Origin of the sequence: Plantibacter flavus (genome assembly GCF_002024505.1) — a bacterium.
In the GTDB taxonomy this organism is placed as follows: domain Bacteria; phylum Actinomycetota; class Actinomycetes; order Actinomycetales; family Microbacteriaceae; genus Plantibacter; species Plantibacter flavus_A.
The window spans coordinates 2770359-2784225 of record NZ_CP019402.1; the positions used below are offsets into that span (position 1 = coordinate 2770359).

Here is a 13867-nt window from a genome sequence, read left to right on the forward strand (position 1 = left end):
CGCCAGCGGACGCAATGGAGCAACGGACCATGATCTTCGAACCCCTCGCCAGCGACTTCTACGGCTTCGAGAGCCTTCTGACGGCTCCCGAGCAGGAGGCCATCGCCCGCCTTCGAGCCTGGGCCGAGACGGAGGCGAAGCCGATCGTGAACGAGTACTGGGAGCGAGCCGAGTTCCCGAAGCACCTCATCACCCCGCTCCTCGAGCTCGACGTCGCCCGATGGGCCTGGCCGGAGACGACGCCGTTCGAGAACAGCGCCGTGTTCCGCGGCCTCGCCTCGATGGAGCTCTCCCGGATCGACGCGTCGATCTCCACCTTCGTCGGGGTGCAGGACGGTCTCACCATGGGCTCGATCAGCGAGTGCGGCTCCCAGGAGCAGCAGGACGAATGGCTCCCGAAGCTCGCCTCCGGCGAGGTCCTCGGTGCCTTCGGTCTCACCGAACCGCAATCGGGGTCGGACAGCGCACAGGGGCTTCGCACCACGGCGACCAGGGACGGCGACGACTGGATCCTGTCCGGCTCGAAACGGTGGATCGGCAATGCGACCTTCAGCGACATCACGATCATCTGGGCGAAGGACACCGCCGACGGTCAGGTGAAGGGCTTCATCGTGCCGACCGACTCCCCCGGCTACTCCGCGACCAAGATCGAGGGCAAGATCAGCCTGCGCATGGTGCAGAACGCCGACATCACCCTCGACAACGTCCGGGTCCCCGAGCGCCTCCGGCTGCAGCACGCGAACTCCTTCCGCGACACGGCGAAGGTACTGCGACTCACGCGCGCCGGCGTCGCCTGGTCGAGTGTCGGCGTCGCTGTCGGCGCGTACGAGGCGGCGGTCGCCTACGCCAAGGAGCGCGTGCAGTTCGGCAAGCCGATCGCGGGCCACCAGCTGATCCAGGACCTCCTCTCGAAGTGCCTCGGGAACATCACGGCATCGATGGCGATGTGCGTCCGGGTCTCGCAGATGCTCGACGAGGGCACCCAGCGCGACGAGCACTCCGCGCTCGCCAAGGCGTTCTGCACCGCGCGGATGCGCGAGACGGTCGCGTGGGCACGGGAGATCATGGGCGGGAACGGCATCGTGCTGGACTACCACGCCGCCCGGTTCTTCGCGGATGCCGAAGCCCTCTACAGCTATGAGGGCACGCGGGAGATGAACGCGCTCATCGTCGGGCGGGCCATCACCGGCACCGCGGCGTTCGTCTGACCGCCGAGCTGGACCAGGGCCTCGGTGGCGGCCGCAGCCGCTACCCTGGGGGCACGATGCTGTCCACCGAATCCGCCCCGCCCCGCCCGCCGGCAGCGCTGACGACACGCGCGCTCGTCGTCAGGCACGTCGCGGTGTTCGCGACGTTCGCGGTGCTCGCCGGGACCTTCTGGACGAACCTTTTCACCATCTGGGGCTACACGGCGGTGGCACTCGTCTCAGGCGGTGCCGCGCTCGCGTGCCTGATGGTCGTCCGCCCGAACTGGCGGCGCACCCGGGTGCCGTGGTCGCTCGTCGGCTACGGGGTGCTGTCGATCGTCTCGCTCGCCTGGTCCGCCTACCCCAGCGGCACGGCCGCGACCCTGCTCGGTGCGGCGCTGTGCACCATCCTCGGCGTGACCCTCGCCGGCTGTTTCTCTTGGCCCGAGGTCATCCGCGTCCTCGGCCGTGCCGTGACGTGGGTGCTGTCACTCTCCCTCCTCTTCGAGTTCGTCGTCGCGGCGATCATCCGGCACCCGGTGCTCCCGAACTTCTACGCCGGGGACTCGGCGGACCCGCCCCTGCTCGACTACTGGTCGCGGGACCTCCTGTTCTCCGGAGGACGCATCCAGGGCATCTCGGGGAACGCCAACCTCCTCGCCGTGGTGGCGCTGCTCGGGATCATCGTCTTCGGGCTCCGGCTGGCGGCGCGCCGCGACGAGCCCGGCGCAGCCGGGCTGGCCGGCCCGGAGCGTCGCTGGACCCTGCTCATCCGTCTCGGTCTCTCCGTCGTGATGTTCCTCCTGAGCTTCTCGACCACCATCCTGCTCGCCGCCGTGGTGACGGCGGTGGTCCTCGCCGCTGCACTGGCGATCCGTCGGGCACCTCGCCCGGAGGCGAGGACGCCGGTGTACCTCGGTTTCCTCGGCATCGGGGTCGTCGGTGCGGTGGGAGCGGTCGTCTTCCGGACGCAACTCCTCGGCCTGCTCGGGAAAAGCCCGGACCTCACCGGTCGACTCGACATCTGGGCGACCGTGTGGCGCCTCATCGAACAACGGCCGGTCTTCGGATGGGGCTTCTCGAGTCCGTGGGCACCGTGGGAGCCGCTCTTCACCGACCTGGTCATCCGACGCGGCGTCCGACAGCTCCAGGCGCACAACGCCTGGCTCGACGTCTGGTTCCAACTCGGCGTCGTCGGCCTGGTGCTCTTCGCTGCGGTCGTCCTGTCCATGTTGACCCGCACCTGGTTCCTGGCCGTCGACCGTCCACGCGTCGACCTCGACGCACAGCGGCCGTACACGGCCCTGTCGCTCGCCCCCGTCCTCATCGCGGTCTCCCTCGTCGTGCAGTCGGTCGCGGAGAGCCGGATACTCATCGAATCCGGCTGGGTCCTCCTCGTGCTCCTCGTGGTGAAGACCAAGCAGGAACCCGCCTGGCCTGTTCCCACCGTCGCGGCCTCCTCCGACCTCGCACCCGCGCACCGGCGCGACGTCATCGGCGGATGAGCCCGGCGTGAGACCGGCGGACTTCGACGCGTTCTCCGTCGCCGCGCGCGTCCTGTCGTCGGCGCCGCTGGCCGCCGCGTTCGCCACCATCGCCGTCGCGACCGCCTTCGGTGAGCACCTCGTCACAAGCCTGATCGGCGTCGCCGGGTTCAGCGCGATGCTCGTCGGCCTCACGACGATCGGCACGGGCATCCTCCTCGCACGCCTCCCCATCATCGAGTGGCGTGGCCTCCTGCCGATCTCGGTCCTGCTGTTCCTCGCCTGGAGCGCGGTGTCGGTGGTGTGGAGCGCCACGCCCCTCGCGACCCTGCCCGCCATCGGCGGACAGCTCGCGTGGGCCTTCATCGCCATCGTGATCGCGCTGACCCGCGACACCATCCAGATCGTCCGGGCGACGGGCACCGCCTTCCGCGCGCTCCTCGGCACGTCCCTGGCGCTTGAGGTCGTGAGCGGCGTCCTCATCGACACCCCGTTGCCGTTCCTCGGGATCAGCGGGAACCTCGCCTTCGGCGGTCCGTTGGAGGGGGTCTTCGGAACCCGGAGCGCCCTCGGCATCGCGGCGCTGCTCGGTCTCGTCACCTTCGTCGTCGAATGGCGGACCCGTTCCGTGCGGCACGGGGTGACGATCGGTTCCATCGCGCTCGCCGCCGGCCTCATCCTCGGCACGCGCTCGCCGAGCGTCGCGCTCCTCGCCGCGGCCCTCGGCATCGCGACCGCCGTGCTCTACGTCTTCCGGCAACTCCGACCGGAACCGCGCCGCACCTGGCAGTTCGTCCTCCTCGCCGTCCTCGCGCTCGTCGGCCTCATCGGGTACCTGTTCCGATCCGAGGTGTTCCGCGTCCTCGGTCTCGGGCTCGAGATCGAGCAGCGCTACGCACTCTGGCAGGAGACCCTGCGACGCCTGGCCCCGAGCGAGCTCAACGGCTGGGGCTGGACGGGCGGCTGGGTCTCGGATGCGGTCCCGTACCGGTTCATCGACGCGAGCCTCGGCCGCACGAACGACTCGGCGCTGAACGCCTACCTGGACGTGTACCTGCAGCTCGGACTGATCGGGCTCGCCCTGTTCCTCCTCCTCGGCGGTCTGGCGCTCGTGCGGACCTGGCTCATCGCGACCAACCGGCGCAGCGTCGTGCACGTCTGGGCTGCCCTCATCGTCGTGACCCTGCTCGCATCGGGCGCTGCCGAGAGCAGCCTGCTGCTGAGCGGCGGCTGGCTGCTCCTCGTCGTCTGCGCGGTCATCGGTGCCGGCGGACTGAGCTGGCGGCACAAGCTTCCGGAACGCTGAACCCGGCGCCGGATCACCGTGCATCGGTTCCCGGGGCGACGACCGCTCGCACCGTCTGCGCGAGGATCTTCAGGTCGATCGCGGCCGACCGGTTCTCCACGTAGTACAGGTCGAGGTCGACCGAGTCGTCCCAGGAGAGGTTGGACCGCCCGCTGACCTGCCACAGTCCGCTCATACCCGGCTTCACCAGGAGGCGTCGCCGGGCGAGCAGGTCGTAGCGTTCGACCTCCCACCCCCGGTGCGGCCGCGGACCGACGAGGCTCATCGAACCCCCCAGGACGTTCAACAACTGCGGGAGCTCGTCGAGCGAGTACTTCCGGAGGATCCGTCCGATCGGGGTCACGAGCGGGTTGTCCGGAGCCTTCGAGAGCAGTTCGTCCGCATGCTGCTGCACGGCGAGGGCTGCTCCGGTGTCGGCGTCGGCGACCATCGAGCGGAACTTCAGGATCTGGAAGGGGCGGCCGCGCAGGCCGACGCGCTCCTGCCGGTACAGCACGGTCCCCCGACTCGTCGTCTTCACCGCGAGCGCGACCGCGAGCATGACCGGGGCCAGCAGTAGGAGCAGCGTCGCGGAACCGATGACGTCGAACGCCCGCTTCGCCGCCGCCTCCAGCCGCGACAGCTCCAGGTGGTCGACATGGATGAGCGGGATGCCGGCCACCGCCTGGAGGTACAGGCGGGTCGAGGCCACCCCCGTGAGCGTCGGCGCGATGATGAACTTCACCCCGCGCTCACTGAGGTCCCAACCCAGGCGACGGAGCTCGGCGGGGGTGAGTTCGACGGGGCCGACGAGGATCACCGTGTCCGCTTCGACCTCCTCGGCGGCATCGACGATCGAGGGCCGCCCGGTGAGGACGGGGGCACCCACGATGCGGTCATCGTCGACGATGCCCGGGGTCGCGACGCCCACCACCCGATGCCCTGCCCAGTCGCCCCGGCGCATGCGCTCGGCGACATGCACCGCCTGGTCGCGGTCCCCCACGAGCAGTGTGCGGTAGACGAGTGCGCTTCCGCGTCGCCGCGCACGGAGGTGTCGACGGGCGCCCCATCGGACCGCCAGGAGGAGGGCGACCCCGAGCGGCATGGCGGTGAGCAGGAACCCGCGTCCGATCTCGAGCTTGAGGAGATAGGACGCCATCGCCACCGTGCCGAAGACCGTCGTCGTCACGACCACGACCCGTCGATAGGACGTCCAACCGTCCGCAAGGACCCGCGGGTGGCGCGATCGGGCCGCTGCCAGGGGCGACCACCACGCGACGGCGAGCGCGAGGGTGACCGCCGGGTAGCCGAGGTCTCGGCGTCCGAACGGCCCCACGACCTCCACGGTCCCGCGCCAGTACGCGTCCCACCACAGGAGCTGGGTCACGGTGAGCGCCAGGGTGACGGCCAGGAGGTCGAGGACGAGGACCATGCGCGAGCACCGTCGCTCCCAGCAGCGGCGGGCTTCGACGAAGGGCATGACGGTGGCCTCCCTGGGGATGTTCTGGCGTGCATCGGATCGAGCCTCGGCGCGCACGAGGCGCGGTGGGCGAGGTCGATCGCCGAGGTGCGAGACGACCCGGCGACAATCGAGCATAATGTATTCGACCAACTGAAGTATCCGATTCCAGCGCAACGCTCGGTGTCGATCCGGACGGAGCACCCATGCCCTACCTCGAGACCATGCGACGGCGCGCCGAGACCTCCTTCGTCGAGCTGCATCGCGGCGTCACCGAACTCCACTACACCCAGTTCCCCGATCACCGGAACTCGGGCGATTCAGCCATCGCCCTCGGACAGGCCAGGTTCTGGCGCGCACACGGTATCGACGTGCGCACGACCTCGAGCGCCGGCAGCATGCCCGAGCGGGTCCGGGACGCGTCGATCCCGGTCCTCATCCAGGGCGGCGGCAACCTCGGAGGCCTCTACCCGGTGCTGAGCGAGGCTCGCTACGAACTCGCGGAGCGCCTCCCAGCCGACACCTTGCTCATCCAGGCACCGCAGTCGGTCGTCTTCCCCACGGATGCGGACCGCCGGGCGTTCTCCCGACGGTTCGCCGCCCGGCTCAACCTGCGGGTCGCCGTCCGCGACCAGACCTCCTACGACCTCCTCCGTGACGAGGTCGAGGACCTCAGCCTCTCGCCGGACGCGGTGCACCTCCTCGGCCCGATCAGCGCCCCCGAACCGACCCAGCGGCGCATCGTCATCGCCCGGACGGACGGCGAGAGCGCGGGTGGGCTCGTGGGCTCCGAGAGCGCCGACTGGCCGGCCGACCCCCTGGACCTCCGGGCGCACGAGTGGCTCGGCTGGCGCGCGGCGAAGCACCCGGTGTTGAAACCGCTCATGGAGCGCGATCATGCCGCGTGGATGCGGCGAGCCGAACGTCGATTCGATGCCGCCGTCCGGCTGATCGCCCGCGGCGAGGTGGTCGTCACCGATCGCCTCCACGCCATGCTCATCGGGCTGCAGATGGGCCGCCGGGTCGTCGCGCTCGACAACAACAACCGCAAGCTGTCGAACTACGCGGAGACCTGGTTCGGCGACCTCCAGCCGAGGTTGCGCTTCGAGCACACGATCCGTCCGTGACCTCCGGGCAGCCTTTCGCGCACCTGACGCGGCGGGACGCGGCCAGGGCCCGCACGGAGGCCAGCGCACACCGGGCCGTGTGGCGCCGGCAGCTGACGCGACGGACGCCCGATATCAGCGGGCGGGAACGTGACCGCCCGCTCGTCGGCGGTTCGCTCCTCCTGGTCGCCTCCCTCCTCGCGCTCGCCTGGGTGGCAGCCGAGCAACCAGGACTGCCCGGGCACTTCGCGAACGACGAGGGCACGATCATCAGCGTGAATCGGGGGACGTTCACCGAGGCCGACTCGTCGTTCCGGCTCATCGCCGCGGTCTACCGCTGGATGGGCCTGGCCGAGCTGCAGACGCTCGCCGCCCTCGTCGGTGTCGCGAGCTACCTGCTCGTCCTGACGGCGGCGATCTCACGCACCCGGACGACGACGGCCGAGTGGGTGGACTGGGCCATCATCATCAGCTGCGTCGCGCTCGCCGCGGTCTACCACGGCGCGTACACGAAGGACCTGCTGACGGTGGGCGCGGTACTCGCCCTCATCACCCACCGCGGACGAGGTCTGTTGGCCGAGCTGGTGCCGGTGGCCGCGATACTGCTGTACGCCCAGGGCTTCCGCACGTACTGGTTCCTCGTGGCCGGCCTCTATCTGGCGCTCCGTCTCGCGCTGCGAGCACGGCGCGGCTGGAGGGCCACCCTGGCGGTCGTCCTCGTGCTCTACGCCGGACTCTCCGTCGTCTTCCCGCTGGTCGTCGGTGTCGACCTCGACCACTACCGCCTGATGGTGAACGAGCACCGCACCGCGGAATCGGTCAACACCCTGATCGTGCAGTTCTTCCCCGGTGCCGGCCCCGTGTCCGGGTTCGTCAACAGTGTCCTCACCTTCGTCTCGTTCATCATCCCGATCCCGCTGATGCTCCGCGGCGGGGCGATCTACCTCGTCGTGGCGCTCGTCCTGCTGGTCATCTGGGGATCACTCATCGCCGCGATCCGGTCGGCGAGGCTGCGAGCGCCCCGCGGCGCTCCGATCCTCACAGCGTTCCAGAACCGCTTGTTCGCGGCGATCCTCGCCTTCCTGATCGTGCAGTCGATCTTCGAGCCGGACTACGGCTCGTTCCTCCGGCATCTCACGCCGATGCTGATCGTCGCCGTGTGCCTCCTCCTGTCTCTGCGACCTGGAGCGACGGCACCCCCGGCCCCGCGGAGGCCGACCTCCGCTGCGTCCCGCGCGCATCAGCGACGTACGGACACGACGGATGCTGCGGCGACGCGCACGTCCGCTGCGACGCGCGCCCACGAGAACGGACCCGCTGCAGCAAGGACACCCGCCGCTGAGAGCGTCTGGTAGCGACCGGCGTCGGCGAGGATCTCCTCCAGCGCGTCGGCGAGCGCGGTCGACGTCACCGCCGTGGCCACGATGCCCGATCCTGACGCGATCGTCTGCTCGGCGAGGCCGCCGACCGGCGTCACGACGGAGGGCACCCCGAGCGCCATCGCGTAGGCGAGCACACCGGACTGACTGGCCTCGGTGTACGGCAGCAGGGCGATGTCGAACCCGCCGACCACCTGTGCGATCTCCTCCTGACCGACCCAGCGGTTCTCGAGCTCGTCGTCCTCGTGTCGGAGGAGGTCGAGAGCGTCGTCGGTCCCGGACCCGACGACCCGCAATCGGACCCGGATCCCGCGACGTCGCAGTTCGGTGATCGCTCCCACCCCGAGACCGAGCCCCTTGTACGCCGACAGCCGACCGAAGCATCCGACGACCGGAACACCCTCCCGGTACGTCGACCTGACCACGGCACGGCCCGCGTTGACCTGGTATGCGGCATGGACGGTCTCGTGGACGCGGTCCGCGCGGAACTCACCACGGGACGCGAGTGCATCGGCGACCGGCGCGGAGAACACGATCGCTCCGTCCGCCGCCCGACGCTCGGCGCGACGCAGGAGGTGCTCGAGCCGCGAGAAGTCCCCGGGGTGCATCGTCGCGTCATGGACGCAGAGCAGACTCCGACGACCGCCGAAGCGGAACACGGGCGCGACCGCCCCCTGCCAGAGCTGCTCCATGGCGGTGACGACGACGTCGATGCGATGCCGCCGGAGGAACCGGTCGAGCCGGAACGCCGCCCAGAGCAGACGCGGGAGACCGAGCACCGCGCCGCGCTTGTCGCGATACGTGCGGATCGGGAAGGACGGCACACCGAGTGCCACGAACCGGTCGGCCACCTCGGCGTCGAGGGAATAGGACACGACGACATCGCAGCCGTCCTCCTGAAGCGCCTGAGCCAGTTCCTGGGCGAAGAGCGGGCCCGCACCGGTGCGTCCCCACTGCACCACAGCGACCCGCATCAGGTCACCTGCGGTATCCGGTAGGCCTCGGCGATCGCCGTCCGCTGGTGGGCGGGCGTGTGGCCCCGGAGGCGGTCCGACCAGCGGGCGACGTTCGCCTCGGCCCACGCGGCGAAGGCCCGGGGCCCGGCCAGCCTGCTGGCGATGAGCGCCTCGAGACCACCGTCGAGCGTGAGGGCGTCCGGGAGCGTCCCGAACGCGGCGATCGGGCGGACGAGCGTCGGGACACCAGCCTGCACCGCCTCCAGGACGGCGAGCGGGAACCCCTCCCAGGCGGCGGTATGGAGGTAGACGTCGCTCTGCGCGAGCCGCCTGCCCACCTCGGCGTGCGGAATCCACCCGGTGACGTGTACACCGGAGGCCTCCAACCGGGTGACGTCGTCGTCCGCGCCACCACCCATCCAGACCGGGACCACCTCGATCCCTCCCGCACGGATCGACGCCGCGGCGTCGGCGAACCGCATCGGGTCCTTCTGCGGAGCGATCCGCCCGAGGCTCGCGACCAGCAGCGGCCGGTGCCGCTCCAGGCCGTCTCGGCGGGCATCGCACAGCGGAACCGCGACCACGTTCGGCACGTGGACCACGCGCGGTCGGAGGGGCCCGCGCCGTTCCGCAGCTGCGGCCTCGCCCTCGGAACAGGCGGCGATGGTCTCGACGTTGAACGAGAGCAGCCACTCCACGGCCCGGAAGGTACGGCGGCTCCAGACCGAGAGGTCGGCGCGCTCGAACGCGTAGCAGTGCGGGGTGTAGACGATGCGGGTCCGCGGCGAACTGCGCAGGGCCACGCGGGCGTACGCGCCGGCGAAGCTCGAGTGGGCGTGCACGATGTCGGCCGCGGTCCGACGGCGCACACGGCGGATCGCTCGCACGGCAGCGAGCGGTCGCCGTCCGAGGGCAGTCACGGACGTGAAGCAGTCGGACAGCGTGTCGTCGACGGGGGCACCGTCCGGGATCTGCGCGAGCAGGTGGTGTTCGACACCCGGCGGTGAATTCCGCACGTACGCCTCGATCGCCACGGGGATGCCACCCGCATAGCAGTCGGTGACGTGGAGCACGGTCGTCATGGCACTCCTTCACGGACTCGGTTGTCGGAACGTCTCGCCCTGTCATAATAAATATCAGCGGAGGGCATCTGTAATATACTGGTCGACCCAGTGAACTCCAAACTCCGCCGATTCGAAGGACCCCGTGCCGAAAACGCTGCGCCGAATCCTCCTGCATCTCCGCAAACTGTCCGTGAACGCCTCGGGCCTGGTCCGCGCCGGCATCCTGCTGTGGATCCGCGCCGGTGCGAGTCCGCGCCTCGCGATCTTCGAAGGGCGCGCGCCCGTCCTCGTGATCCCCGGAACCTTTCGTGCGGGCGTGCGCCTCAAGCTCCGTTCGACCACGCAGCGCTCGTCGATATCCACCGGCCCAGGCGGCTCGCTCGTCCTCGGCGACCGGGTCTTCATCAACCAGGGGTCGTGCATCCACGCCGAGCAGTCGATCGTGATCGGCGACCGCGTGTCGATCGGAGACGGCGCGCGGATCTACGACACGAACTTCCATCCGGTGCGGCCCGGGCAGTCCGTCAAGGTCGAGCCGGTGGTCATCGAGGACGACGTCTGGTTGGCTGCCGGGGTCACCGTGTTGGCGGGTGTGACGATCGGACGGGGGTCCGTGATCGGGACCGGAGCCATCGTCACTCGATCCGTCGCTCCGGGCTCCCTCGTCGTCGGTCCCGCCGCATCGACCGTCGAACGGTTCCCGATCCCGTCAGCATTCCGACGGACACCGTGACACCCGACGGACTTCGCCCCCCTCTCCGCACGAAAGGCCCCCGTGTACACGATCGTCATCCCCTGCCGTGACGGGGCAGCGACACTGAACGCGCAGCTGAACGCCCTCTTGAAGCAGGATGCCTCGATCGACCTCGAGGTGCTCGTCGCGGACAACGGCTCCACCGACGGGACCGCCGACCTCATCCGTTCCGTCGCCCGCAACGACGACCGTGTGCGTCTCATCGACGCCTCCGCGCGGACCGGCATCAACCACGCTCGAAACCGAGGGGTCGAAGCAGGACGGGGTGACCGGATCCTGCTGTGCGACGCCGACGACATCGTCCACGAGGGCTGGCTGGCAGCACACCATGCCGCGTTCGAAGCCGGCGCCGAGTGCGTCGGTGGCGGGCTGGATCGCACCCTGCCAGACGGCACCGTCATCATGCGGCAGCGAGAGCTCCTGTTCGTCGGCTGGGATCTCGCGAGCCCGTTCGGTGCGAACTGCGGGTTCACGAGGGAGGTGTACGAACGTATCGGCGGGTTCGACGAGACGTTCCGCGACGGCGGTGACGACACGGACTTCTTCTGGCGAGCCGCGCTCACCGGAGCCACGACGGTACTCGTGCCCGACGCTGTCGTGACGTACGCACTCCGCGCCGATCTCCGACAGGTGATACGGCAGCACATCAACTACGGCCGCGGGGTCACCCATCTGTATGTCCGGCACCGCTCGTCGGGGATGCCGCGATCATCGCCGGTCCGTGCGGTCCTCTCGGTCACGGCGTGCCTGTTGATCATCGTCACGAGCGGTCACCGGTCGCTCCGCAGACGGTTCGCCGTCGAACGGTTGGCTGGCAGGATCGGACGCCTCCGGGAGAGCGTGCGCCGAGGCACGTGCTATCTGTGAACGGCCGATGATCCATCTCGCCTGGGCGATCCTCGAGCGGATCCTGCCCCGGGTGGCGTCGGCGCTCATCATGCTCGTCCTCGCGGCCCGGCTCACGCCGTCCCTCGTCGGCATGTACGCGTGGATGGTCCTCGCCCTCACGCTCGTCCAGACCGTCGGCGACACGGCCGCCCGGCAGACCACCGTCGTCCACGGAGACACCGAGGCCGGGGAACGGTTCGTCCGCCGGTTCCGGGTCTTGTCCGCGCTGATCGGAGGCGCCGCGCTCGCCGTGACCGTCGGAGCCCTGGTCCTGACGCATCATGCGGAGGACCGATGGCAGGCGATCGCCCTCGCGCCGTTCGTCCTCGTCCCGGCGGCTTCGGCCGGGGGAATCGACGCCCTGGTCCGGCTGCAGCGAGCCGGGAGATGGAAGGAGATCGCATCGCATCAGGCATGGTCGTCGACGGGCTCCCTGCTCTGCAGCGTGCCGACCCTCCTGGCGACGGGATCGCTCCTCGCCAGCGCCCTGCAGGCGATGCTCGCGGAGGCGGGGTTCGCCCTGCTCAACCGGCGACGCGCAGCGCGACTCCCCCGCGCGTCCGCCGCCGACGCGCATTCCCGCGAACCGACCGTGAACGTCCTGGGCGACTACCTCCACACGGCACTGTTCTCGCTGCTCGGCTGGGGACAGGGACAGACCGACCGCCTCTCGATCGGGGCTCTCGCCGGCGGGGCACGTCTGGGCCAGTACGCGTTCGCCATGTCGCTGTCGCGGAGCATCGGCGACGCGGCGGCGCTGGCTGCGATCAACGTCCTCCGGCCGGTCCTCGCCGAAGCGGCACGTGACGGCCGAGGGTCCGAGATCGTCGCGCTCACGGAGGCTTCGCTTCGACGATCCCTGGTCCTGGCGGTCGTGGCCGCCATGGCGACGAGCATCGGGGCTGAGCTGGTCCTGGGCCCCTTCCTCGCAGACGACTGGGACCCCGCCCTGGCACTCGTCCCAGTCCTCACGCTGTCGGTCGCCCCCTCGGTCGTCGCCTGGTCGGTCACGGCAGTCCTCCAGGCCGAGAGCCGGATGCGCTGGGCGAGTCCGATCAAGGCGGTCGGTGTGCTGCTGTCCCTCCCGGTCGGCGTCGTCGCCCTCCACGACCTGCAGCTCGCAGCCTGGCTCGTGAACGCCCGGGAACTCGTCGTGATGGCACTGCTCCTCCTCGCCGCGCGTCATCGGGCGCCGTGGCGGGGCGGCCTCCTCGCGCTCGGCGTGGTCGTGGCCGGCGCGGCCGTATCGCAGGTGACCCGAGGCTAGGCCGGCTGCAGCAGATCCCGCACGATGTCGAGAGCCCCCTGGCTCGCATACCGCTGGTACTCGCCGCGTCGGGCACGGAGCAGGACGGGGATGATCCGCCGCCACCGGGCCGGAGGGAGATCGGCCCGGAACCGCTCGAAGGCCGCTTTGGCGACGACGGCCGAAGGATCGGCGAGCGGCGCGTGGGCACGAGGCTCATCGAGCCACGACGCGAGCCCTGCGACGCGGTCGGCGATGTCCCGATTGCGCTGACGCCCCGGCTGCATCAGCCTCGAGATCTTGTACGCCAGCGTCGGCTCGACGATCCCGATCTGGTTCGCGCCGTGCTGCCGGTAGTCGACGAGCGGTTCGTCCAACAGCTCGATGGGTCCGCGCGATGCGGCGACGATCGCCAACCACTCGTCGTGGACCCATGGAGCCGGGAACGGCACGGCCGCGTCGAAGACCTCTCGTCGGAGCATCGCGGTCGCACCGGTGACCAGATTGCGCCGCAACAGCACGCCGAACGCGTCACCAGCCCGGATCCCGTCGCGTTCGTGCGGGCCGATCGACAGCGACGCGAAGAGCGTGGTGCCGAGGGACGCCCCATCGGCTCCGACGAGACGGGCGTCGGAGCACACCATCTGGAGCTCCGGACGCGCGTCGAAGGCGGCCAGGGCACGCTCGAGACGGTCGGGCCGCCACACGTCGTCCTGATCGGATAGGACGACCAGGTCCCCGTCGGTGGCACGGATCGCGCTCTCGAAGTTGCGTGTCACACCGAGCGCGGTCGGATTCCGCAGGAAGCGCACCGGGACCGACGACGCCCCGGCGAAGCGCTCGACGATGGCCGACGTCCCGTCGGTGGACCCGTCGTCGCTGATCACGATCTCGCCGGGCAGTACGGTCTGCCGGTCGATGCTCGCCAGCTGCTCGGCGAGGAACGCCTCACCGTTGTAGGTGCAGAGGGCGACGGAGACGCGTGCGTCGACTGGTGCTGCTGGCATTGACCGCTCCTCACCGCTCGCCGGACCGCCCACCAGCCTATCCCCACCGTCC

At 70.1% G+C, this 13867-nt stretch carries 12 protein-coding genes; 8 read left to right on the plus strand and 4 right to left on the minus strand.

Annotation, left to right across the window (positions count from 1 at the left end; translation table 11 throughout):
* Nucleotides 1–29 precede the first annotated feature (29 nt).
* The 3 genes from BWO91_RS12940 to BWO91_RS12950 are packed head-to-tail and all read left to right on the plus strand — an operon-like array spanning nucleotide 30 to nucleotide 3977.
* Nucleotides 30–1208, plus strand: a complete 1179-nt coding sequence (locus BWO91_RS12940) for an acyl-CoA dehydrogenase family protein (protein ID WP_079003975.1) — start codon at nucleotides 30–32, stop codon at nucleotides 1206–1208.
* A 56-nt stretch (nucleotides 1209–1264) separates the two neighbouring features.
* A complete protein-coding gene (locus BWO91_RS12945) occupies nucleotides 1265–2692 on the plus strand; it encodes an O-antigen ligase family protein (RefSeq protein WP_079002814.1) in 1428 nt (475 codons plus the stop codon).
* A gap of 7 nt (nucleotides 2693–2699) precedes the next feature.
* Nucleotides 2700–3977, plus strand: coding sequence for an O-antigen ligase family protein (locus tag BWO91_RS12950; RefSeq protein WP_079002815.1), 1278 nt, complete (start codon nucleotides 2700–2702; stop codon nucleotides 3975–3977).
* 13 nt (nucleotides 3978–3990) lie between these two features.
* Here BWO91_RS12950 and BWO91_RS12955 read toward each other — a convergent pair whose 3' ends face one another.
* The gene (locus tag BWO91_RS12955; protein ID WP_167620476.1) at nucleotides 3991–5436 is read right to left on the minus strand and encodes a sugar transferase; all 1446 of its coding nucleotides are present in this window, start codon (nucleotides 5434–5436) and stop codon (nucleotides 3991–3993) included.
* Nucleotides 5437–5621: 185 nt separating this feature from the next.
* Between BWO91_RS12955 and BWO91_RS12960 the strand changes: the two genes are divergently transcribed.
* Entirely contained in the window at nucleotides 5622–6542 is a 921-nt protein-coding gene (locus BWO91_RS12960; protein ID WP_079002817.1) for a polysaccharide pyruvyl transferase family protein, read from the plus strand.
* Nucleotides 6539–7876 (plus strand): hypothetical protein, encoded by a 1338-nt coding sequence (locus tag BWO91_RS19685; protein ID WP_153303458.1) that lies wholly within the window; start codon nucleotides 6539–6541, stop codon nucleotides 7874–7876. Before BWO91_RS12960 ends, BWO91_RS19685 begins: the two co-directional genes overlap by 4 nt.
* Here the strand turns inward: BWO91_RS19685 and BWO91_RS12965 are convergent.
* Together BWO91_RS12965 and BWO91_RS12970 are read right to left on the minus strand one after the other, a co-directional pair.
* Complete coding sequence (locus BWO91_RS12965) at nucleotides 7762–8874, minus strand: glycosyltransferase family 4 protein (RefSeq protein WP_079002818.1); 1113 nt, start codon at nucleotides 8872–8874, stop codon at nucleotides 7762–7764. The two genes, BWO91_RS19685 and BWO91_RS12965, sit on opposite strands and share 115 nt — an antisense overlap.
* Nucleotides 8874–9938 carry a glycosyltransferase family 4 protein gene (locus BWO91_RS12970; RefSeq protein ID WP_079002819.1) on the minus strand — a complete coding sequence of 355 codons (1065 nt, stop codon included), beginning with the start codon at nucleotides 9936–9938 and terminating at the stop codon, nucleotides 8874–8876. The genes BWO91_RS12965 and BWO91_RS12970 overlap by 1 nt, the downstream gene beginning before the upstream one ends.
* Before the next feature lie 124 nt (nucleotides 9939–10062).
* On the opposite strand from BWO91_RS12970, the gene BWO91_RS12975 reads away from it, so the two are divergent.
* The 3 genes from BWO91_RS12975 to BWO91_RS12985 are packed head-to-tail and all read left to right on the plus strand — an operon-like array spanning nucleotide 10063 to nucleotide 12829.
* The gene (locus BWO91_RS12975) at nucleotides 10063–10653 is read left to right on the plus strand and encodes an acyltransferase (protein ID WP_079002820.1); all 591 of its coding nucleotides are present in this window, start codon (nucleotides 10063–10065) and stop codon (nucleotides 10651–10653) included.
* 42 nt (nucleotides 10654–10695) lie between these two features.
* Nucleotides 10696–11541, plus strand: coding sequence for a glycosyltransferase (locus BWO91_RS12980; protein WP_079002821.1), 846 nt, complete (start codon nucleotides 10696–10698; stop codon nucleotides 11539–11541).
* A 7-nt stretch (nucleotides 11542–11548) separates the two neighbouring features.
* On the plus strand, nucleotides 11549–12829 hold the full coding sequence (locus tag BWO91_RS12985) for a lipopolysaccharide biosynthesis protein (protein ID WP_079002822.1): 1281 nt from the start codon (nucleotides 11549–11551) through the stop codon (nucleotides 12827–12829).
* Here BWO91_RS12985 and BWO91_RS12990 read toward each other — a convergent pair.
* Nucleotides 12826–13815, minus strand: a complete 990-nt coding sequence (locus BWO91_RS12990; RefSeq protein ID WP_079002823.1) for a glycosyltransferase family 2 protein — start codon at nucleotides 13813–13815, stop codon at nucleotides 12826–12828. The two genes, BWO91_RS12985 and BWO91_RS12990, sit on opposite strands and share 4 nt — an antisense overlap.
* Nucleotides 13816–13867 lie beyond the last annotated feature (52 nt).